The organism is Micromonospora sp. CA-248260 (genome assembly GCF_050942205.1).
Taxonomy (GTDB): Bacteria; Actinomycetota; Actinomycetes; order Mycobacteriales; family Micromonosporaceae; genus Micromonospora; species Micromonospora antibiotica.
Map to the genome: position 1 here is coordinate 2,891,632 of NZ_CP192021.1, position 20,171 is coordinate 2,911,802.

Below are 20,171 nucleotides of genomic sequence, written 5' to 3' on the forward strand. Positions count from 1 at the left end.
CTGTCTGCCCGTGGCGGTCCCACCGCCCCTGCACCACCAACGACCGGGCAGACCCCCGATCCGTGACAACTCCGGCCCGGCACGCCGTCCACCTGGCGGTTTGCCGACCGCAGCCGGGCCGCCGACGCCACCCACGCGGGTCGCTGGCCTGCGGTCACCCGTCCGTCGCCGGGCTGCTGCACCGGTCACCCGTCCGTCGCCGGGCTGCTGCCACCGGTCACCCCCGTCCGTCGCCGGGCCACCCCGCCGGGCATCCCGTCCGTCGCGGGGATGCCGTGCTGTGTTCCGTCGGCTGTTCGCGCACCGGGTAGCGTTCCCGCGGTGGGTGCGCCGGCACCCGGGTGAGGAGACACCATGGCGGGCACGACGACGGTGGAGGTTCCGACCAGTGACGGCGCGGCCGAGGCGTACCTGGCCCGGCCGGCCGGGGACGGGCCGTTCCCGGCGGTGCTGTTCTTCATGGACGCCTTCGGGTTGCGTCCCCGGCTCGCCGAGATGGCCGAGCGGATCGCCGCGCAGGGGTACCTGGTGCTCGTGCCGAACCTGTTCCACCGCGCCGGTCCGATGCCGCGCGTCGACCTCGCCGACCTGGCCGATCCGCAGCGGCGCGGCGAGCTGTTCGGCCGGATCGTGCCGCTGATCACCGCGCTGACCCCGGAGCTGGTGGCCCGGGACGCCGGGGCCTACCTGGACTTCCTCGCCGCCCGCGACGACGTCGCGGCCGGGCCGGTGGCGATCGTGGGGTACTGCATGGGTGGTACCAACGCGTTGCGCGCGATCGAGGCGCATCCGGACCGGATCGCGGCGCTGGCCAGCTTCCATGCCGGCCGGGTCGTCACCGACGCGCCGGACAGCCCGCACCGGGGAGTCGGCACGGTCACCGGTGAGCTGTACTTCGCCCACGCCGACCGGGACGATTCGATGACCGCCGACGACATCGCGGCGTTGGAGGGGGCGCTCGACGCCGCCGGGGTCGCCTACCGCTCCGAGGTGTACGCCGGAGCCCCGCACGGCTTCACGATGGCCGACACCGCCATGTACGACGAACAGGCCGCCGAGCGGCACTGGACGGCGTTGTTCGACCTGTTGGAACGGACCTTCCGGGGATCGGCGCGGCGTTCGGATGACGGTCCCCACGCGAGCGCATGACAGTCGCGTGACATTTGGTCCGTGGCGTCCCGCCGTGGTTTCACCGCCCGCCCACCCGGGGCAGAGTCCAGGTCGACAGCGACTCGCGGAGGGACGACACACGTGGAAGTACAGGGCTTCTTCACCGCCATCATCATCGGTCTGATCATCGGTGCCCTGGGTCGCCTCGTGGTGCCCGGGAAGCAGAAGATCTCGATCCTGCTGACCCTGGCCATCGGCGTGGTGGCCGCGATCCTCGGCACCCTGCTCGCCGGCGCGCTCGGGGTGGACGACACCGGGGGCATCGACTGGATCGAGCTGTTCCTCCAGGTGGCCTTCGCGGCCGGCGGCGTCGCCGTTCTCGCCGGCACGTACGGCCGACGTCGGCACTGACCCGCACCCCCTCGCGTCGGCCCGCCCTCTCCCCGGGGCGGGCCGACGCGGCCGTTGCGGGCGGGTGGCGGTTCGGGTACCCCCGGGGGTATGTTGGTGGCAGGAGGTGCACCGTGAAACTGCGACCGGAGATGACCGGCGACGCGTTGACCCGGCTCAAGCGGGCCCGGGGTCAGCTCAACGCCGTGATCGAGATGATGGAGAACGGCGAGGACTGCCGGGAGGCGTTGACCCAGCTCGCGGCGGTCTCCAAGGCCATCGACCGGGCCGGTTTCAAGATCATCGCCTCCGGGATGCGGCACTGCGACGCGGCGCGTGGGCGCGGTGAGACTCCCGAGATGACCGAGGCCGAGCTGGAGAAGCTCTTCCTGGCGCTGGCCTGACCCACGAACGGCACCCCGCCCGGCCCGCCTGAGCGCGCTCCGGGCGGGTACTCCGTACCCCGGAACACGAACACCCGTCTGTCCGTTACATACCCCCAGGGGTATAAGTGAAAAGAGAGGTTTGTCATGACTGTTGAGGTGGCGGTGCTCAGCACGTCCTCCCTCGGCGACCGCAGCTACCTGGCCTCCGACGGCCAGGTGGCGGTCGTGGTCGACCCGCAGCGCGACGTCGACCGCATCCTGCGCCTGGCCGGCCAGCGCGACGTCCGGATCACCCACGTGGTGGAGACCCACCTGCACAACGACTACGTCTCCGGCGGCCGGGAACTCGCCCGGCTCACCGGGGCCGAATACCTGGTGGCCGCCGCCGACCAGGTCGGATTCCCCCGGACCCCGGTCGACGACGGCGACGAGGTGCCCGTGTCGGACACCCTGCGGCTGCGGGTGGTCGCCACCCCCGGCCACACCTTCCACCACCTGTCGTACGTCCTGGACACCGCCACCGACGGCGGCTGGCAGCCGGTCGGCGTGTTCACCGGCGGCTCCCTGCTGTTCGGCACCACCGGCCGCACCGACCTGCTCGGCCAGCAGCACGCCCACGAACTCGCCCACCGCCAGCACACCTCCGCCCGACGGCTGGCCGACCTGCTGCCCGACGGCACCCAGGTCTGGCCCACCCACGGCTTCGGCAGCTTCTGCTCCGCCACCCAGGCCGACGCCCCCGACTCCACCATCGGCCGGGAACGGCAGGTCAACCCGGTGCTCCGGCTCGCCGCCGACGACTTCGTCACCGACATCCTGGCCGGCCTGGACGCCCACCCGGCGTACTACGCGCACATGGGGGCCATCAACGCCGCCGGTGCGCCGCCGATCGACCTCACCCCGGCGACCCGCGCCGACGCCGGGCAACTGCGCGAACGGATCGCCGCCGGGCAATGGGTGGTCGACCTGCGGCACCGCAAGGCGTACGCCGCCGCGCACCTGGCCGGCACGGTCAGCCTCGGCCTCGACGGGCCGATGTCCACCTGGCTCGGTTGGCTGATCGACTGGGGCACCCCGCTCACCCTGCTCGCCGAGACCCCGGAACAGGTCGCCGAGGCCCAGCGGGAACTGGCCCGCATCGGCATCGACCGGCCTGCCGCCCAGGCCACCGGTGGCCCCGAGCGGTGGGCCGCCGACCCCGGACAGCTCCGCGAGCAGCCCGTCGCCGACTTCGCGGCCCTGGCCGCCGCCCGCGTCGGGAACCCGCCCGCCGGGCTGCCCGCCCCGCAGGTCGTCCTGGACGTGCGGATGACCAACGAGTGGACGGCCGGGCACCTCACCGACGCCGTACACGTCCCGCTGCCCGAACTGTCGGCGCGGCTCGCCGAGATTCCCCCCGGCGCGATCTGGGTGCACTGCGGCTCCGGCTACCGGGCCAGTGCCGCCGCGTCCCTGCTGGCCAACGCCGGCCGGACGGTGGTCGTCGTCGACGACCGGTTCGACCGGGCCGTGCCGGCCGGCCTCACCCTCACCACCCCCGCCTGAGACCCCGGCGAACCCGAAACGAGGAGAGATGGACCCCACCGACCCCACCCGCGAGGCCACCGTCGACACCGACACCCTGCGTGCCCTGGTCGACTCCGGCCGGGCACCCCGGCTGCTGGACGTCCGCACCCCGGCCGAGTTCGAGACCGCGCACATTCCCGGCGCCTACAACGTTCCGCTCGACCTGCTCCGCGAGCACCGCGACGAACTGCGGCGACACCTCGACGAGGAGGTGGTGCTGGTCTGCCGCTCCGGCGCACGGGCCGGCCAGGCCGGTCAGGCGCTCGCCGCCGCCGGGCTACCCCACCTGCGGGTCCTCGACGGCGGCATGCTCGCCTGGGAGAAGACCTCCGCACCGGTCCGGCGGGGCACCCCGCGCTGGGACCTGGAACGGCAGGTACGCCTCGTCGCCGGGTCGATCGTGCTGGTCAGCGTCCTCGGTTCGGTGCTGGTGCCGGGCCTGAAGTGGGTCGCCGCGCTGATCGGCGGCGGGCTCACCGTCGCCGCCCTCACCGACACCTGTGCCATGGGCATGCTGCTGGGCCGGCTGCCGTACAACCGGGGTGCCGGATGCGACCTGGACGGTGTCGTCGCCCAGCTGCGCGGTGACACCGGACGGCAGGGGTGAGCGCCACCCTGCTGCTGACCGTCGGGTTGGCCGTGCTGATCGGGGTCAGCCTCGGCCTGCTGGGCGGCGGCGGCTCCATCCTGGCCGTGCCGCTGCTGGTCTACGTCGCCGACCTGCCGGTACGGGAGGCCATCGCCACCTCCCTGCTCGTCGTCGGTGTCACCAGCCTCGTCGGGGTGCTGCCGCACGCCCGGGCGCACCGGGTCCGCTGGCGTACCGGGCTGGTGTTCGGGCTCGCCGGCATGGCCGGGGCGTACGCCGGTGGGCGGCTTTCCGGTCACCTCCCGCCGACGCTCCTGCTCACCGGCTTCGCGGTGCTGATGCTGGCCACCGCCGCCGCCATGATCCGGGGTCGACGCACCACCGGGAAGGCGGCCGGGCCGCGCGAGCTGCCCCTGGCCCGGGTGCTCGCCGACGGGGCGGTGGTCGGGCTGGCCACCGGCCTCGTCGGGGCGGGCGGGGGATTCCTCGTGGTGCCCGCGCTGGCCCTGCTCGGCGGCCTGCCCGTGCCGGTCGCGATCGGCACCTCGCTGCTGGTCATCGCGATGAAGTCGTTCGCCGGCCTCGCCGGCTACCTCTGGACCGTCGACATCAACTGGCCGCTGGCGGCCGCCGTCACCGTGGCCGCCGTGCTCGGCAGCCTGCTCGGCGGGCTGCTCACCAGCCGGGTGCCGGCCGACGTGCTGCGCCGGTCGTTCGGCTGGTTCGTGCTGGTCATGGGCGGCTTCGTGCTGGTCCGGCAGATGCCCGGCGGGGTGCGGGCCGACCCGGCGCTCTGGACCGGGCTGGCCGGCCTCACGGCCGGTGCGGTGCTCGCCGCGCTGGCCTGTGCCCGCCGGTCGCCCGGCGCACCGGTCGGCGTCGACCGGGGGTCGACCCGACCCGCCGGCTGACCACCCCGTCCGGGGCGGGCACCGGTCACCGGGGGCGGCGCAGGTTGCGCATCTTCTCCATCCCCTGCCGGGACCGGATGCTCCGCAGCAGCTCCGTGGTCACCTTCCGGAAGTGGCTGCACTGCTTGCCGAACTCACCCACCGACTCGTCCTTGCACGACTGCAGGAGCCGGTCGGCGTACTCCAGCCAGCTCTTGCCCTCCCACGGGCACGGGCCCTCGATCGGGTCGGCGGACTGAGTCAGCTCCGCGGCCAGCAGGATCGCCCGGGCCATCAGGAACCGGGTGACCGGGGTGACCCGGCCGGCGAGGTGGACCTGCTGGAAGATCCGGCACCCGTCGAAGAAGTGGAAGGCCCGGCCGGCCTGCTCGGGCTGCCGGTGCAGCTCGGCCATCCGCAGGTAGACCGCACCGAGGCCGCGCAGGAGCTGGACCTCGGTGAAGTTCTCCCGCAGGAAGTCGGCAATCGTCGAGTGGGCCTCGTCGGTCACCTCCCGGTCGGCCAGCGGATGCACCCGGGGGGAGGTGTCGAAGAGCTGGTGCAGCTGGTCGGCGAACCGGCTGCCCTCGGCGATCCGCCACACCCCCGGATCGGCGAGGCTGGTGACCACGGCGTCGCCGCTCCACCGCCGGTTGAGCATCGCCGCGACACCGGCGGTGTAGCCGTCGCTGCTCATGATCTCGGCGGCGACCTTCTCGACGTCGGCCCAGTCGATCTCCCGGGCCAGCTCCAGGTCGACCCGGGTACGCAGGATCACCAGCTGCTCCAGGAACGGCCCCTCCCGTTCCTCGGCGGCGAGCAGGTCCCCCGCCTCGACCAGCAGCGGACGGGGGTCGGGATCGTTGCGGGGCCAGGAGAACTGGGCGTAACCGACCACCGCCTCCACCATGGCCAGCCCGTGCCGCAACCGTCCCCGACCGTCGGGGGCGGTGACGGTCAACCGTCGGTAGGCCTCGATCGCCCGCCGGTACTCCCAGATGTAGCGGTGGAACTCCGCCCGGACCTCCAGCACCCCCGGGTGGTCCGGCCAACGCTGCTCGGCGGCCCGGATGAGATCCCACACCGCGCTGTTGTCGACGTCGTTGCGTCGGGTCACCCCCTGCTCGTCCCGGTAGGTCTCCAGCACCCCCAGCCACCGCCGGTACTGCCGCTCCAGCCCCACCTCCATCTGCAACAGCTCGATGGAGTGGCTGAACCGCCGCAGGTGACCGTCGAGCTTGTCCCGGCGCACCCGGTAGAGCCGACCGATGTTGGTCAGCCGTTCCTGATGCGGGATGCTGCTGACGTCGCGCCCCTCCGGGGTGGAGGCGGCCAGCAGGTTGCCCTCGTTGCTCCACCGGGCCCGGTGGCACCACAGGTCGAGCACCGCGTGGTGCCAGGTGGTGTGCTCCTGGTCGGCCAGCCAGGACTGCACCTCCCGGATCCGACGCAACAGCTTCTGGTCCCGGACCCGGGTACGGGGTGCGTCGCCGCGTGCCGGCGTGTCCACCTCGGCCCGCCAACCCCCCAACTCGCGTTGGATGCGCAGCTCACGCAGCAGCGACTGGGCGCCCGGCTGGTCGCCGTGCGCCCGTCTGGCGCACTCCAGGGCGGTCTCGGCCTCGGTCGTCGCGTCCCCGAACCGGTTGTTGCGGCGCAGGCAGTGCGCGACGAACAGGTGCACCTCCGCCTCGATGCCCGGCAACAGCGCGAACTCCCCGGCGGTCAGCACCAGGGCCATCGTCTGCTTCGCGGCCTCCAGTTGGCTGACCACGTCCGGGTCGCCGCGGTGCACGGCGTGCAGCAGCCGCCACACGTACATCCGGGTGTCGCTCGGCCACCGGCCCGGCGAACCCCACGACGACGTCAGCGCCTCGACGACCCGCCGGCCCGTCGCCGACTGGTCGGCGAAGGTCGACTGCTCGGCGACCAGCAGCGTCGTCACCCCGCACAGCCGCATGCTCCACAGACCCCGGTCGCTGTCCGACGCGGACAGGGCCAACCCCTCCTCGACCGCGGCCGTCGCCTCGGACAGGGTCGTCACCCGGTCGGCCAGGCGGTGCTGCCCCCGGGCCCGGCCGCACAGCAACCGGTGGCGCATCTGCAACACCGCGAACCGGTCCCGCAGGGTCACCGGTTCGGGCATCAGGTCGAACAGGGCGAAGGCGGTGCCGAGCGCGGCCTGCGAGTCGGTGACCCGTCCCGAGGTCAGCTGGAGGTCGACGGTGTTGAGCAGCCAGGAGATGGCCACGTTGATCAGGTCGGGTCGGCTGCCGCCGGCCGCCCGGGCGCACTCGGCCAGCACCGGCGCGGCCCGCTCCCGGGCCGGCAGCAGGCTGGTCCCCGCCCGCAGCCGACGGCCACCGATGAACAGCGCGGTGTCGATCGACTTCAGCAACCGGTGTGACAACGCGTCCCGGTCGGCCTGCCCGATCGCCTCCGCGACGGCGTCGGCGGCGGCCACGAACGCTTCGCGTACCTGCTGGGTCTGCCCGGTGGCCCGCATCGCCTGGTTGAGCTGGGCGGCACCGGCGACCACCGGATAACCGGAGGCGCGCACCGGCCGCTCGGAGCGGGCCTCCCCGCCGTCCGACGGTGACTCGGCGTCGGCCGGCGTGCCGACCGGGTCGGCGGCGGACGGCGCGGTCGCGGCCTCCAGCAGCACCGGGCTGAACGCCGCGTCGCCGGAGTGCGCGGCAGCGAGCTTGGTCAGCGTCTCCCGCAGCCGGGGATACCCGCCCACGGTCTCGTCGAGGCAGCCGATCGCCCGGTCGATGCCTTTCATGACGTGCCGGTCGGAGTTGGCCGGGTGCCGCTGCCGCTGCGTCAGCACCGCCATGACCAGGGCGAACATCGCCTCGGCGACCGGTTCGTCGAGCTGGTCGGGGGTCAGTTCGGCGCCGTCGACGAGGGCCCGGCCGTAGACGTTGCCGCCGCCGGTGCCGCGCAGGGTGGCGGTCAGCGCGTTGCTCAACGCGTGCCGGGTCGACCGGCCCAGGTCGAGCCAGAGCGTGCCGTCGTGCTCCTGCTGGGTGAGGATGCGCGCCTCGACCAGGTGGTGGGTGGCCATCGCGGTGAGCCCGCACCCCATCGACTCGAGCAGCTCGGAGGACATCCACAGACCGTCGGTGACGGCCCAGGCGGTCAACACGGCCAGCGCGCCCGGTCGACCCCGTCCGCCGTCGGTGCCGGTCCACAGCGCGAAGCAGTCGACGTCCCGCAGACCCGCGCCGACCGTCGCGGCGGAGCGGCGCAGCAGCGCGTCGACCAGGTGCTCGACACCGGCCTGTTCGATCCGCTTGTTGAGTACGTCGTTGGCGAGCTCGTCGATCCCGTTGTGCAGCACCCCCGGCAGCCGGACCAGCTTGTCGTCCAGCTCCGTCCAGAGCCGCCCCTCGGCGAGCCCGGCGATGGTCAGACCGCCGCCGTACACCGGGTCGGAGAGCACCTGGTCGACCAGCGCGGTGGCCTCGTCCTCGCTGAGTTCCCGCAGCTGGATCACCGGCAGGTAACGCAGCCGGCCGTCGCCGCTGACGCTGACCGGTGCCCGGGTCGCCACGATGACCAGCGCCTGGTCGAACACCGGCAGCTCCAGCAGCCGCTCCAGCTCGGCCCGGACCACCTCCGGCGTGGTGCCCAGCCGGGACCCCTCCACGAACAGGATCAGCCGACGCCGGTGCAGCTGCTTCTGCAACTCGTCGACCAGGGTCAGCCGGACCGCCTCCGGGTAGTCCACGCCGTAGTCGGTGACGTCGTCGATGGTCACGTCGAGTTCCCGGGCGAGCACCCCGAGCACCGGCTCGGGCGCACTGCTGTTGGGAATGTCCAGCCGCAGCAGGGCCACGTCGGCGACCCGGTCGGCCTGCTCGGCGAAGCGGGCCAGCACCTCGTCGACGAAGTACCGCTTGCCCGCGTGCCGGGGCCCGACGACCGGCAGGACGGCACCCTGCTTCCCCAGGCTGGCCGCGCCCCGGGCCAGCTCCGGGACCCGGCCCTCGAACGGCACCTGACGCGTCGGCCAGGCACTCTCGAAACCGGCCCGGTCGCTGTGCTCACCGGACGCCCCCGGCGACCGGCGGGGGAACGGCACCGGCCGCTTCTCCGGCGGTCGCCAGGCCACGTTGCGCACCCAGCCCCGGTCGAACTCGGCCGGGCTGCGGGCCGGTCGGGGATAGCCCGCGCCGGCCAGCAGCTCCCCGGCCTCCCGCAGCACGTCCGCGGGCGTCAGCCACTGCGCCGCGTCCGCCCCGCCATGGGCGAGGACGTCCAGCAGCGCCCTGGTGAACGGGGTGTGCAGCTCCTCCGGGCCGGCGTCCAGCGCCGGCCCGCTGCGGACGGCCGCCAGCAACTGCCAGCCGCTGAGTTCCTCGTCCACCCGGAACGGCTCCGCCGGCAGGGCGGCGCTGGCGTTGCCCGCGTGACAACAGTCGAGAATCAGCAGCCGGTGCCGGGCACCGGCCCCCTGCGCGGCGGCCACGAAACCCTCCACCGGGAACTCGGTGCCGGGGTTGTCGGTGGCCTCCCGGGGCAGCAGCCGCATCGACCGGCCCACCCGGACGGCGTGGCCGGCGTAGTAGACCACCAGCACGCCGTCCTCGCCGACCAGTTGCGCCGCGTCCTCGACGTAGCCGGCCAGGTCGTCGGCCGACGGGTCGTGCACCACGTTGATCCGCCGCCTCGGCAGGCCCCACACGGCGGGGTCGGCGAACGCGGTGGCCAACGCCTCGATGTTGTCCCGCGCGGCAGGCACGGTCAGCGCCAGGTGGTCGTACCGGCTGACGCCCAGCAGGACGGCGCGGGACTTCGTCGGGTCGAACCGTGGTTGGTGCGCAGTGGTCACCGCAGGCCCTGCCGGAGCACCGCGATGACGTCCTCGGCCGAGCCGCTCGCCTCGATCTTCACCTCCCGGGTGCCGTCCGGGCTGTCGGTGAGGGTGACCGTGACGGTGGTCTCCGCACCCCGACGGGCGCCGCGTCGGGCCTGGAACCAGTCGTACACCGCCTGGATCACCACGGGCAGCAGGACGTCCTGGCCGACGAACTCCAGCACCTCGGCCGCGCCCAGGGTGCCCGGTTCGGGGGCGGTGTGCAGCAGCCGGACCCGGGCGTCACGCAGCTCCGGATCGGCCGCCAACTCGTCGCGAAGGTCGTGCACCGGCGACTCGTCGGAGGCCGAGACGGAGAAAATCAGACGCATGCCGCCATCATGGCCCACGTCCTCGCGCGCTGTCAGCCGCCGGACGCGTTCCTGTCGTCCTGTCGACACAGTCACTCCGACCGTCCACTGCGGCCGGTCCCGGTGACCGAGGTGGTGGGACGCCGGACGGTCCGTAGTGGAGCGCGGTCGCGGCGTCCCGCCTCACGGCCGCCGGGCCTCGGACGAAGGCGGAGGCGCGGTGGCCGGTGGGTGCTCGGCGGGCCCGCCGTCGCCCTCGGCGGGCGGGAACGCCAGCGCCACCGTCAGGTCGAGCACCGTGCCGGGCTCGTTCAGCCGGTCGCCGTACAGCTCGCGCAGCCGACCCATCCGGTAGCGGACCGTCTGCGGGTGCACGAACAGGTCGGCGGCGACGTCGTCGCGGCGGCCCTGGTGCAGCAGCCAGGAGCGCATCGTCTCGGCCAGCCGCGCGGCGGTCGCCGGGGAGAGGTCGGCCAACGGCGCGAGCACCTGGGCGCGCAGGTCGGCCAGCGCCTCCGGGTCGGTGTGCAGCACCAACCGGGCGAGGTGCTGCTCGGTGTCCAGCGCGGTGCCGTCCGCCGGTCGCGGCACACCGAGCACGAGCGCCTTCAACACCCGCTGGTACGACCGGGCCACCGCGACCCAGGGGCGGGCCGGCCCGAGCACCGCGCGGTGCCCGTGCAGCACCGTGCCGAGCTGCCGACGCCGGCTGCCGTGCATGTCGGGTACGAGCAGCAGCGCCTCCTCCTCGGCCCGCTGCGCCCCGGGCAGGTCCTCGCCGCTCTCCAGGGTGTGCGGGGGCAGCACCGCGAGCACCCCGCGCAGGCTGCTGCGGGGCAGCACCACCACGGTCAGGGTCTGCGGCGGGGACCACTCGGCCCGTTCGGCGCTGCGCCGTAGTACCTCCTCCGGATCACCGGCGAGCAGGTGCTGGGTGAGCCGGTCCAGGTCGCGCCGCCGGGCCCGGCCGACGTTGGCCAACTCGTCGGAGTGGCCGGCGACACTGGCGGCGGAGAGTTCGTCGATGTAGGCGAACATCAGCTCGGCGAACTCGGCGACCGTCTCGGCGGACAACCCGCTGCGCACGGTGGTGGTGGAGACCTCCCGCCAGGCCACCCGGGCCCCCACCCGGTACGCGGCCAGCAGCGCGTCCATGCTCCGGCCGGCCCGCGCCTCCCCGGCGCCCAGCGCGTACGCGGCCTCCAGCGCCCGGCTCAGCGGGGTGCTCGGGTCGGCCGTCCCGGCCCGCTCGATGAGCTGGAGGAATGTGCCCAACGCCACCCGTACCGCGTTTTCGATCTTCTCGCGCATCTGGCCGGTGAGGGTGCCGGAGTAGGCGGACACCTCGGCGGTGATGGTGGTGACGGTGTGTGCGGCGACCATCGGCAGCCGGCCGCGTAACCGCTCGGCCACCTGGGCGTCGAGCTCCAGTCGACCGCCGAGCTGACCGGCTGCCCCTGATTCCGGCATGTTGTTCCCTCCGCACAAGTTACCGCATCGGATTCACCTTCCTTGGTCAAGATGTTATGCGGAATAGCGAGCACTCTGGGGTCATGACCACCACCGTCCCGCATCCCCCGGCGAAGACGTCCGTCCGGGACCGGCTCCTGCGGTTGGCCGAGACGGTCACCACCCCGCTGCTGCCGGCGGACTACCTCGACCTGGTCGCGCCGCTGCGCGCCGGGGCCGCCCTGCGCGGGCGGATCGTCGCCGTCGACCCGGAGACCCGGGACGCGGCGACCCTCACCATCCAACCCGGCCGCGACTGGCGTGGCCACCTCCCCGGCCAGTACGTCCGCCTCGGCGTCGACGTCGACGGGGTGCGACAGTGGCGGGCCTACTCGGTGACCTCTGCCCCGGACCGTCCCGACGGCCTGATCAGCGTCACCGTCAAGGCCATCCCCGACGGCCGGGTCAGCAACCACCTGGTCCACCGGACCCGGGTGGGCACCATCGTCCAGCTCGACCAGGCGACGGGCGACTTCGTCCTGCCCGACCCGATCCCGGCCCGGGTGCTCTTCCTCACCGCCGGCAGCGGCATCACCCCGGTGATGGGCATGCTGCGTTCCGGCGTGCCCACCCGGGCCGACGTGGTGGTGGTGCACTCCGCGCCGACCCCGGACGACGTCGTGTTCGGCGGGCAACTGCGTGCGCTGGCCGCCCAGGGCGGTATCCGGCTGGTCGAGCGGTACACCGACCGGGACGGCCTGCTCGGCGTCGACGAGCTGGCCGACCTGGTGCCCGACCACCTCGACCGGCAGACCTGGGCGTGCGGCCCGGTCGGGATGCTCGACGCGGTGCAGGAGCACTGGGCGGCGGCCGGCGTCGCCGACCGGCTGCACACCGAGCGGTTCCGGCCGACGGTCATCGCCCCCGGTGAGGGCGGCACCGTCACCTTCACCCGGGCCGGCCTCACCGTCGCCGCGGACGGCGGCACCCCCATCCTCGACGCCGGTGAGGCCGCCGGGGCGCTGATGCCGTCCGGTTGCCGGATGGGCATCTGCTACGGCTGCGTACTGCCGCTGCGCCAGGGCGCGGTGCGCGACCTGCGCGACGGGACCCTCACCACCGCCCTGCCCGGCGACGGTGTGCTCATTCAGACCTGCGTGTCGGCGGCGGCCGGTACCTGCGACATCGATCTCTGACCAGGAGGCCGGACGTGACCGTCATCCAGCACAAGCCCGTCAACCCGATCGCCCACCTGAGTGCCGAGGACATCGAGATCCTCGGCAAGGAGCTCGACGCCATCCGGGACCGGGTGCTCGCCGAGCGCGGCGAGAGCGACGCCGCCTACATCCGCAAGGTGATCAAGACGCAGCGGACGCTGGAGATGAGCAGCCGCGCGGTGCTGCTCTTCTCGCTCTTCCCGCCGGCCTGGGTGGTCGGCACCGCCGGCCTGGCGGTGGCCAAGATCCTTGAGAACATGGAGATCGGCCACAACATCCTGCACGGCCAGTACGACTTCATGCGCGACCCGAAGATCCACTCCACCACCTGGGAGTGGGACCACGTCTCCCCGGCCGAGCAGTGGAAGCACTCGCACAACCAGCTGCACCACACGTACACCAACGTGCTGGGCAAGGACAACGACCTCGGGTACGGCATCATGCGGGTCGACGAGGACCAGAAGTGGTACCCGATGCACCTCGGCCAGCCGCTGTGGAACTTCCTCAACGCCTGCTTCTTCGAGTACGGCATCGCCGCGTACGACCTGGAGCTGGGCCGCAACCTGCGCAAGGGCCGGCACAAGACCCCCGAGTTCCGGGCCCGGCTGCGCGGGGTCGGCCGCAAGATCCGCCGCCAGGTGCTCAAGGACTACGTCATCCACCCGCTGCTGTCCGGCCCGTCCTTCCTCAGCACCCTGGCCGCCACCTTCACCGCGAACCTGATCCGCAACCTGTGGAGCCACTCCGTGATCATGTGCGGGCACTTCCCCAACGGGGTGGAGACGTTCTCCAAGACCTCGATCGAGGGGGAGACCCGGGGTGAGTGGTACCTGCGGCAGATGCTCGGCTCGGCCAACATCAGCGGCAGCCGGCTGATGCACGTCATGACCGGCAACCTGTCCTTCCAGATCGAGCACCACCTCTTCCCCGACCTGCCCAGCAAGCGTTACCAGGAGATCGCCCCGCAGGTGCGGGCGCTGTTCGACAGGTACGGGCTGTCCTACACCACCGGCCCGCTGCCCAAGCAGGTCGCCTCCGCATGGTGGAAGGTCATCCGGCTGTCCCTGCCCAACCGTGGGGCGGCCCGGCCGACCACCGACGAGCGCCCGGCCCGCGCCCTCGCCACCTCCGGGGTCTGACCCCCGCAGACGGCGGCCCGACGGCGGCCACGGTGTACACCGTGGCCGCCTGCCGGCACCGGTGCAGGTGGTCTCGAACGCGGCCTGTGGAGCCCCACCGGGCGGGTCCGAGCCGGCGCCGGCCGGGCCGGGCGGACCGTCAGTCGTCCCCGTCGGCCCGGCCCACGCCCCGGCCAGCCCCGCCGCCCGGCCGGGACGCGGCCGGGCCCGCCGCGTGGCCCGTCAGCAGCCGGTCCAGCGCACCGGGGTGAGCCGGTCACCCACGGTCCAGCCGACCACCATGCCGTTGTCCGCGATCGCGCCCGCCCGGACAAAGCGGATCTTGTTGGTCACCCCGGGCAGCGGCGTCACCCGGTCACCGTGCCCCACCGCCGACTCGCCGAGCACCACACCGCTGGCCGTCACACCGTAGATCCGCCACCCCACCGCCGGATGGACCGGCGTCGCCGCCCCGGTGCGCAGGTTCCACCGCTGGGGGGTCCCGTCGCCCTCCTCCGGGGTGTCGTCCACCCCACCGGCGGCCCAGTCACCCCGGCCCGCGCTCGCCCAGGCGCGGGGTTTGCCGGGCACGCTGAGCCAGCGGATGCCGCCGTCGGGGCGACGTACCCAGCCCGCGTAGCTCGGCGGTCCGGACGGCCCGACTGAGGTGCCGACGACGCTGCCGTCGTCCAGGACCGCGTTGGCGATCCCGTCGGTCAGCGGCGCGACAGTCTCGACCGCGTCCGGCCGGTCAGCCGGCCACCGCAGCGGGAGCTGGGTCTCGGTGGCCTCCACCGAGCCGTGTCCCACGATGTCGCCGCGTGCGTTGATCCCCTCGGCCCAGACGTTCGAGACGGTCCCCGGGACGGGTAGTTCGGTGAGCAGGCCGTCCTGGTAACGCCAGGGGCGGTACGTCGCGGACATGGACCCGTTGCCGATCACCACGCCGGCCGGGTTGATCCCGGTGACCTCTCCGGCCAGCGGGGTGTCCACGGCGGTGACCCGGTTGCCCTGCCAGATCAGCAGGACCTGCTCCCACACCCCGTCGGTGATCCGGGTGCCGATGCCGGCGACGAACCGGCCCGTCGGGTCCACCGCCTGGGCCTCGCCGTGCGTCACCCCCGCCGGCAGCGGCAGCGGATGCAGCGCGCAGTACCGCAGGCTGTCCCGGCGTGGGTCGGCAGCCGCCGTCCCGGGCAGGCCCAGTGCCGCGGTGAGCAGGCCGACCGCAGCCCCGGCGAATACTCGTTGACCGATCATGGTGGCTCCTTCGGACGTGGTGGTCCCGGCACCCGCCCGGCCCGCCACGTCGGCCGGACCCGGCGCGACCGGCGCGGGTGGGTCCGGCGTACCGGCCCGTCCCGGTGTGTCGACCGGGCGGACCAGACGACGGTGCTGACTGTATGACGGTCGGGGTCGGGGCCGGGTTACGCGGTGTCCGATACGCGACCGGCCCCGCCGGGCCGTCCCGCGTCAGACCCCGCCGGGCCGTCCGGGGCGGTGCGCGATCATGGGGGTACGCAGCGGAGGGATTGAGATGGCCTACGTGTTCCTGCTGATCGCGATCAGCGCCGAGGTGGGCGGCACCAGCCTGCTCAAGGCGACGCAGGGGTTCACCCGGCTCTGGCCCACGGTGGGGCTGGCCGTCGCCTACCTGCTGGCCTTCGGGATGCTCGCGCTGGCCGTCCGGGACATCCCGGTCGGGGTGGCGTACGCGATGTGGTCGGGGCTGGGCACCGCGGCGATCGTCGCGATCGGCGCGGCCTTCCTCGGCGAGCCGTTGAGCGCGTCGAAGGTGATCGGGGTGGGCCTGATCATCGGGGGAGTGGTGGTACTCAACCTCGGCGGGGCGCACTGAGCCAGCCGCCTCGCCCCCGGCCCGCAGCCGGGGCCGCTGGCGGGGTGCGTGCGGGTGGGCACCGGATCGCCCGGGTCGGCACCTCCCGGTGCCGCCCGGTGGGCGCGGTGGCCGGTGGGCGCGGTGGCCGGTGGGCGCGGTGGCCGGTGGGCGCGGTGGCCGGTGGGCGCGGTGGCCGGTGGGCGCGGTGGCCGGTGGGCGCGGTGGCCGGTGGGCGCGGTGGCCGGTGGGCGCGGTGGCCGGTGGGCGCGGTGGCCGGTGCGACGCCACCGGGGAGGCGGCGGGACCCGGGCCCGCACGGCGGGACCCGGGTCCGTGCGTGGTTACCGGCGTCGGCTAGCGGCGGCCTGCGGAGTGCCGGTGCACCGCCTGCCGTCCCCGCAGGAACGCCAGCACGATCACCACCAGCAGCGCGACGAGACCGATGATCGCCAGCCAGCGGACCGCCTCCAGGAGCAGCCCGAGCAGGATGAGCGCGCCGCCGACGACACCGACGACGAAGAGCATGGCCCGCATGTCCACCTCCTCTGACAGCACTGACCGGGCGGCATTCCCGTTTGCCGCCGCCGTACGCCTCGACCGGCGTCGCGTCGCGTGTCCCGTGGGCGGTGCGCCACCTCCCGGTGGGCCGGCGTGGCCGGTGCCGGACCGGGCCCGAGCGGCCGGTGCCCCTGGGCCGGCCGCAGCGGTGGGACGGGCGTCGGGCGGGTCGCCGCAGGCTCAGCGCCGGGCGACGTAGACGGTGTTGGCGGACTCCCCGCCGGTCAGCGGGTTGGCGAACGGGACGACGTGCGCCTGCCAGGTGGGGAACACCTCGGCGAGGACCCGGCCGAACGCGTCGTCCGGCGGGTCGTCCGACCAGAGCGCGAAGACCCCCTCGGGCAGCAGCAGGTCGGCCAGCCGGCGGAGGCCGTCGGGGGTGTAGAAGGCGGCGTGGCTGGGGTGCAGCACGTTGCGGGGGGAGTGGTCGACGTCGAGCAGCACCGCGTGGAAGCGGCGGCCGGGCTGGTCCGGGTCGAAGCCGACGCCGGCGGCGACGGTGGCGAAGAAGTCGGCCCGGACGAACCGGGTCCGCGGGTCCGGGGCGAGGCCGGCGGCGAAGGGGAGCAGTTGGCGGCGGTGCCAGTCGATGACGTCCTCGATCGTCTCCACCACCAGCACCGAGCGCACCCGGGCGTCCTCCAGGGCGGTACGCGCGGTGTAGCCGAGGCCGAGGCCGCCGACGACCACGTCGAGCGGCTCGTCGGCCAGCGGGGCCAGGCCCAGCCGGGCCAGTTCGATCTCGGCCACCGGAAAGAGGCTGGACATCAGGTACTCGTCGTCGAGCTTGACCTCGTACACGTCGACGTCGAGTGCGGGGTCGCGCCGTCGGCGCAGGCTGATGGCGCCGATCGGGGTCTCCCGCCAGGCCAGTTCCTCGAATCGCACGCCCACCCGGCCACCCTTCCACCGTCGTCGTGCCGGGATGCTACCGGGGCGACCGGTTCGGACCGGTGTCGGCTCGCGCACGCCCGCCGGCCGGGGTCCGCCCCGGCCGGCTCCCGGCCCCCGCCGGTCGGCGACGGAGGGTCAACGGGACATCGACACAGCGCATATCCTGTCCGCCGAGGACTCGCGGAAGGGACGCCATGCCGTCGCGGCAGGACCAGCTCCACTCCTACCAGTTCACCGTGCAGCGGGCCGTCGCCGCCCTGGTCATGCGGGAGACCGACCCGGCGCGGTCGCCGTTTCGCCGGTTGGCCGGCACCGGGTTGGCCAGTGTCCTGGTCGCGGCGATCGGGCTGGGCGGCTTCGCCCTCTACGGTCTGTTCGCCGGTGGCGGGTCGGCCTGGCGCGACACCGGGGCGGTGGTCGTGGAAAAGGAGTCCGGGGCCCGGTTCGTCTACCGCGACGGCAGGTTGCACCCGGTGCTCAACTACGCGTCGGCGCTGCTGATCGTCGGGGCGGACCGGTCCCGCACCGTGCTGGTGTCGCGTCGGTCCATCGAGGGGGTGCCGCGCGGCCTGCCACTGGGCATCGCCGACGCGCCGGATTCACTGCCCGCCCCCGGTCGGCTCTCCACCGCCCCGTGGACGGTGTGTTCGCTGGAGCCGACGGAGGCGGGTCGGGCGACCTCCCGGTCGGCCCTGCTGATCGGCCGGGAGGCGACCGGCGGGCGGCGGCTCACCGAGGAGGCGGTCCTGGTCCGGCACCCGGACGGCGGCCTGCACCTGATCTGGCACCAACGCCGGTACCTGCTGCGCGACACCGCCCGGGTGCTCGCGGCGCTGGCCGCCACCCGGGAGCGCGCGGTTCCGGCCGCCCCGGCGTTGCTCAACGCCCTGCCGGCGGGCGTCGACCTGGCCCCGCCCCCGGTGGCCGGTCTCGGCGAGCCCTCCGCCGAGGTCGCCGGAGCGACGATCGGGGACGTCTACCTGGTCCGCAACTCCGGCGGTGGCCGACAGTACGCGGTCGCCGAGCGGGCCGGCCTGGCCGGCATCACCGAACTCCAGGCCGCCCTGCTGATGGCCCGCACCGGCCAGGACGAACCGGCCCCGGTCAGCCTGGGTCGGTTCGCCGCGCTGCCCAAGCTGCCGGATCTGGTGCCCGCGGGCCCGGCCGCGCCGCCTCCGGCCCCGCCGCGCCTGGCCGGCGTGGACGACGGCGCGCTCTGTGCCCGGGTCGGCGTCGACGGCGTGGTCCGCGACATCAGGGTCGGCGCGACCGTGCCGGACCTCTCGGCCGCCGCCCGCACCGCCGACGGCTCGGGCGGGGTGCGCGTGGACCAGGTGCTGGTCGAGCCGGGCCGGGGCGCGGTGGTCGAGTCGGTGGCCGCGCCGGGTGCGGACGGCGGTGCGGTCTCCGTGGTCACCGACCTGGGCCGCCGCTACGTGCTCGCCGACGGTGAGGTGCTCGGGATGCTCGGCTACCAGGGGGTCACCCCGGTCCGGCTCCCCGCCGGCCTGGTCAGCCTGGTCCCCGCCGGCAGCCCTCTCGACCCGGCCGCCGCCCGGGCCGTCGCCGCCCCGTCCTGACCGATTCCGCCCACCCCGGGCGGTTCAGCCGGTCGGGCGGCGCAGCAGGCTGACCGCGAAGTCGGCGTCGTCCCGCCAGGGGCGCAGGTCCCAGGTGGCGAAGCGCTGGTCGAGGCGGAGGCCGGCGGCGGCCACGTCGGCGTCGAAGTGGTCGAGCCGGTAACCCCGGTCGAGACCGAAACCGACGAGCACCACCCCGTCGGGGCGCAGGTGGGCGGCGATCCGGGTCAGCACTGTCGGTTCGGTGCCGGCGGCGACGAAGGCCATCACGTTGCCGGCGACCACGGCGGCGTCGAAGGGCTCCCCCTCGCCGGAGCCGGCGAGATCCAACTCGGTGAGGTCGGCGACCAGCCAGCGGGGCCCGGGGTGGTCGGCGCGGGCCGCCTCGATCAGGGTGGGATCGGCGTCGACCCCGACCACCCGGTGCCCCCGCGCGGCGAGGGCGGCACCGACCCGGCCGGTGCCGCAGCCGGCGTCGAGGATCCGCGAACGGGGGGCCACCACCGCGTCGACCAGGCGGGCCTCACCCGCCAGGTCGGCACCCTCGGCGGCGAGCCGCCGGAACCGGTCGATGTACCACTGCGAGTGTTCGGGGCCGGTCTCGGTCGCCCACCGGGTCGGGTTGGTCATGTCGCCACGGTAACCGGCCTGCCGGGTGCCACGCGGCGGGCACGGACAGCTCGGGTCCCGGCCCGCGACACCGGCGGCCCCCGGTCGCAGGCCCGCGGGAGCCGCGCGGCGTCCGCCTGCCGCTGGCCCGTCACCTGTGGGTGACGCGGCTCAGGGCAGCTGGGCCACCGTGACGAACTCGTTGTAGGTGAAGACCTTGCCCATCGACCGGGGGAACGGGAAGGAGTACTGCTTGACCACCGTCATGCCGAGATCGCGGGCCGCCTGCGCCGCCTCGTCGAAGCCGACGAACCGGACATGGGTCGCGTCGCTGGCGTACCCCCGCTCCTGGGGGGTGATGAAGACGGCGGTGCCGCCGGACCGCAGGAACGGCAGGTAGCCGGAGATGACCTCCAGGGCCGCCTCGGCGGGCAGGTGCTCCAGCAGGTGGGCGGCGAGCAGCGCGTCGAACGCGCCGGGCCGGGCGTGCGGGGACTGGTGGAACTCCTCGATCGTGTACGCCTCCAGGCCGGCGGCCCGGGCGTGCGCCACCGACGTCGGGTTGTGGTCCACCCCGACCGCGCCCTCACCCAGGTTGGCCAGGTTGCGACCGAGGCCGCAGCCGACGTCGAGGGTACGCCCCAGCTCGAGCCGCTGGAGGTTCCACCGGTAGGGCGCCTGCACGTCGAGCACCTGCTTCCAGCGCGCGCCACCGAGACGCTGCAGCCGTTGGGTGTAGTCCTCGCCCTCGGTGCCCGCCGCGGTGTCCTGCTCTGCTCGACTCATCGCCGGCCTCTCTG

General features: G+C 74.1%; 18 protein-coding genes. 10 read left to right on the top strand and 8 right to left on the bottom strand.

Annotated elements, in window-relative coordinates; translation table 11 throughout:
• Positions 1-354: 354 nt before the first annotated feature.
• From ACQP2H_RS12800 to ACQP2H_RS12825, 6 genes are all read left to right on the top strand, one after another.
• Positions 355-1,149: a dienelactone hydrolase family protein gene (locus tag ACQP2H_RS12800; protein WP_433232930.1), complete on the top strand. Its 795-nt coding sequence runs from the start codon at positions 355-357 to the stop codon at positions 1,147-1,149.
• A gap of 102 nt (positions 1,150-1,251) precedes the next feature.
• A complete protein-coding gene (locus tag ACQP2H_RS12805) occupies positions 1,252-1,521 on the top strand; it encodes a GlsB/YeaQ/YmgE family stress response membrane protein (protein WP_357533916.1) in 270 nt (89 codons plus the stop codon).
• A 113-nt stretch (positions 1,522-1,634) separates the two neighbouring features.
• The gene (locus ACQP2H_RS12810; protein WP_204926517.1) at positions 1,635-1,904 is read left to right on the top strand and encodes a metal-sensitive transcriptional regulator; all 270 of its coding nucleotides are present in this window, start codon (positions 1,635-1,637) and stop codon (positions 1,902-1,904) included.
• 126 nt (positions 1,905-2,030) lie between these two features.
• Positions 2,031-3,431 (top strand): rhodanese-like domain-containing protein, encoded by a 1,401-nt coding sequence (locus ACQP2H_RS12815; RefSeq protein WP_433232934.1) that lies wholly within the window; start codon positions 2,031-2,033, stop codon positions 3,429-3,431.
• Positions 3,432-3,459: 28 nt separating this feature from the next.
• Positions 3,460-4,059 (top strand): rhodanese-like domain-containing protein, encoded by a 600-nt coding sequence (locus tag ACQP2H_RS12820; protein ID WP_357017947.1) that lies wholly within the window; start codon positions 3,460-3,462, stop codon positions 4,057-4,059.
• Entirely contained in the window at positions 4,056-4,952 is an 897-nt protein-coding gene (locus tag ACQP2H_RS12825; RefSeq protein ID WP_363819557.1) for a sulfite exporter TauE/SafE family protein, read from the top strand. The genes ACQP2H_RS12820 and ACQP2H_RS12825 overlap by 4 nt, the downstream gene beginning before the upstream one ends.
• Positions 4,953-4,977: 25 nt before the next feature.
• Here ACQP2H_RS12825 and ACQP2H_RS12830 read toward each other — a convergent pair whose 3' ends face one another.
• The 3 genes from ACQP2H_RS12830 to ACQP2H_RS12840 form a co-directional block, all read right to left on the bottom strand.
• Complete coding sequence (locus tag ACQP2H_RS12830; protein WP_433232936.1) at positions 4,978-9,771, bottom strand: caspase family protein; 4,794 nt, start codon at positions 9,769-9,771, stop codon at positions 4,978-4,980.
• The gene (locus tag ACQP2H_RS12835; RefSeq protein ID WP_208566394.1) at positions 9,768-10,127 is read right to left on the bottom strand and encodes an effector-associated constant component EACC1; all 360 of its coding nucleotides are present in this window, start codon (positions 10,125-10,127) and stop codon (positions 9,768-9,770) included. Before ACQP2H_RS12835 ends, ACQP2H_RS12830 begins: the two co-directional genes overlap by 4 nt.
• 162 nt (positions 10,128-10,289) lie before the next feature.
• Positions 10,290-11,576 (bottom strand): PucR family transcriptional regulator, encoded by a 1,287-nt coding sequence (locus tag ACQP2H_RS12840; RefSeq protein ID WP_357533908.1) that lies wholly within the window; start codon positions 11,574-11,576, stop codon positions 10,290-10,292.
• A gap of 83 nt (positions 11,577-11,659) precedes the next feature.
• On the opposite strand from ACQP2H_RS12840, the gene ACQP2H_RS12845 reads away from it, so the two are divergent.
• On the top strand, positions 11,660-12,751 hold the full coding sequence (locus ACQP2H_RS12845) for a ferredoxin reductase (RefSeq protein ID WP_357533906.1): 1,092 nt from the start codon (positions 11,660-11,662) through the stop codon (positions 12,749-12,751).
• 14 nt (positions 12,752-12,765) lie between these two features.
• Positions 12,766-13,911, top strand: coding sequence for a fatty acid desaturase family protein (locus ACQP2H_RS12850; protein ID WP_208566391.1), 1,146 nt, complete (start codon positions 12,766-12,768; stop codon positions 13,909-13,911).
• Between the two features lie 222 nt (positions 13,912-14,133).
• On the opposite strand, the gene ACQP2H_RS12855 is transcribed toward ACQP2H_RS12850, so the two are convergent.
• Positions 14,134-15,150, bottom strand: coding sequence for a hypothetical protein (locus ACQP2H_RS12855; protein WP_219460870.1), 1,017 nt, complete (start codon positions 15,148-15,150; stop codon positions 14,134-14,136).
• Positions 15,151-15,427: 277 nt separating this feature from the next.
• Between ACQP2H_RS12855 and ACQP2H_RS12860 the strand changes: the two genes are divergently transcribed.
• Positions 15,428-15,748, top strand: coding sequence for a DMT family transporter (locus tag ACQP2H_RS12860; RefSeq protein WP_208566389.1), 321 nt, complete (start codon positions 15,428-15,430; stop codon positions 15,746-15,748).
• 336 nt (positions 15,749-16,084) lie between these two features.
• Here the strand turns inward: ACQP2H_RS12860 and ACQP2H_RS12865 are convergent, their stop codons facing one another.
• Together ACQP2H_RS12865 and ACQP2H_RS12870 are read right to left on the bottom strand one after the other, a co-directional pair.
• Entirely contained in the window at positions 16,085-16,264 is a 180-nt protein-coding gene (locus ACQP2H_RS12865) for a hypothetical protein (RefSeq protein ID WP_208566388.1), read from the bottom strand.
• 204 nt (positions 16,265-16,468) lie between these two features.
• Positions 16,469-17,182: a spermidine synthase gene (locus ACQP2H_RS12870; RefSeq protein ID WP_357017926.1), complete on the bottom strand. Its 714-nt coding sequence runs from the start codon at positions 17,180-17,182 to the stop codon at positions 16,469-16,471.
• 194 nt (positions 17,183-17,376) lie between these two features.
• Here ACQP2H_RS12870 and eccB point away from each other — a divergent pair, with 194 nt between their 5' ends.
• Positions 17,377-18,762, top strand: coding sequence for a type VII secretion protein EccB (gene eccB / locus ACQP2H_RS12875; RefSeq protein WP_357533898.1), 1,386 nt, complete (start codon positions 17,377-17,379; stop codon positions 18,760-18,762).
• Between the two features lie 24 nt (positions 18,763-18,786).
• Here eccB and ACQP2H_RS12880 read toward each other — a convergent pair whose 3' ends face one another.
• The gene (locus ACQP2H_RS12880) at positions 18,787-19,392 is read right to left on the bottom strand and encodes a class I SAM-dependent methyltransferase (protein ID WP_219460876.1); all 606 of its coding nucleotides are present in this window, start codon (positions 19,390-19,392) and stop codon (positions 18,787-18,789) included.
• Positions 19,393-19,542: 150 nt separating this feature from the next.
• Positions 19,543-20,157 carry a methyltransferase domain-containing protein gene (locus ACQP2H_RS12885; protein WP_091239114.1) on the bottom strand — a complete coding sequence of 205 codons (615 nt, stop codon included), beginning with the start codon at positions 20,155-20,157 and terminating at the stop codon, positions 19,543-19,545.
• Between the last annotated feature and the right edge of the window lie 14 nt (positions 20,158-20,171).

Coding starts and splice junctions, on each gene's coding strand:
- ACQP2H_RS12800 (WP_433232930.1), top strand. CDS start 355: ATGGCGGGCACGACGACGGTGGAGGTTCCGACCAGTGACGGCGCGGCC.
- ACQP2H_RS12840 (WP_357533908.1), bottom strand. CDS start 11,576: ATGCCGGAATCAGGGGCAGCCGGTCAGCTCGGCGGTCGACTGGAGCTC.
- ACQP2H_RS12815 (WP_433232934.1), top strand. CDS start 2,031: ATGACTGTTGAGGTGGCGGTGCTCAGCACGTCCTCCCTCGGCGACCGC.
- ACQP2H_RS12820 (WP_357017947.1), top strand. CDS start 3,460: ATGGACCCCACCGACCCCACCCGCGAGGCCACCGTCGACACCGACACC.
- ACQP2H_RS12860 (WP_208566389.1), top strand. CDS start 15,428: ATGGCCTACGTGTTCCTGCTGATCGCGATCAGCGCCGAGGTGGGCGGC.
- ACQP2H_RS12885 (WP_091239114.1), bottom strand. CDS start 20,157: ATGAGTCGAGCAGAGCAGGACACCGCGGCGGGCACCGAGGGCGAGGAC.
- eccB (WP_357533898.1), top strand. CDS start 17,377: ATGCCGTCGCGGCAGGACCAGCTCCACTCCTACCAGTTCACCGTGCAG.
- ACQP2H_RS12835 (WP_208566394.1), bottom strand. CDS start 10,127: ATGCGTCTGATTTTCTCCGTCTCGGCCTCCGACGAGTCGCCGGTGCAC.
- ACQP2H_RS12855 (WP_219460870.1), bottom strand. CDS start 15,150: ATGATCGGTCAACGAGTATTCGCCGGGGCTGCGGTCGGCCTGCTCACC.
- ACQP2H_RS12845 (WP_357533906.1), top strand. CDS start 11,660: ATGACCACCACCGTCCCGCATCCCCCGGCGAAGACGTCCGTCCGGGAC.
- ACQP2H_RS12865 (WP_208566388.1), bottom strand. CDS start 16,264: ATGCGGGCCATGCTCTTCGTCGTCGGTGTCGTCGGCGGCGCGCTCATC.
- ACQP2H_RS12880 (WP_219460876.1), bottom strand. CDS start 19,392: ATGACCAACCCGACCCGGTGGGCGACCGAGACCGGCCCCGAACACTCG.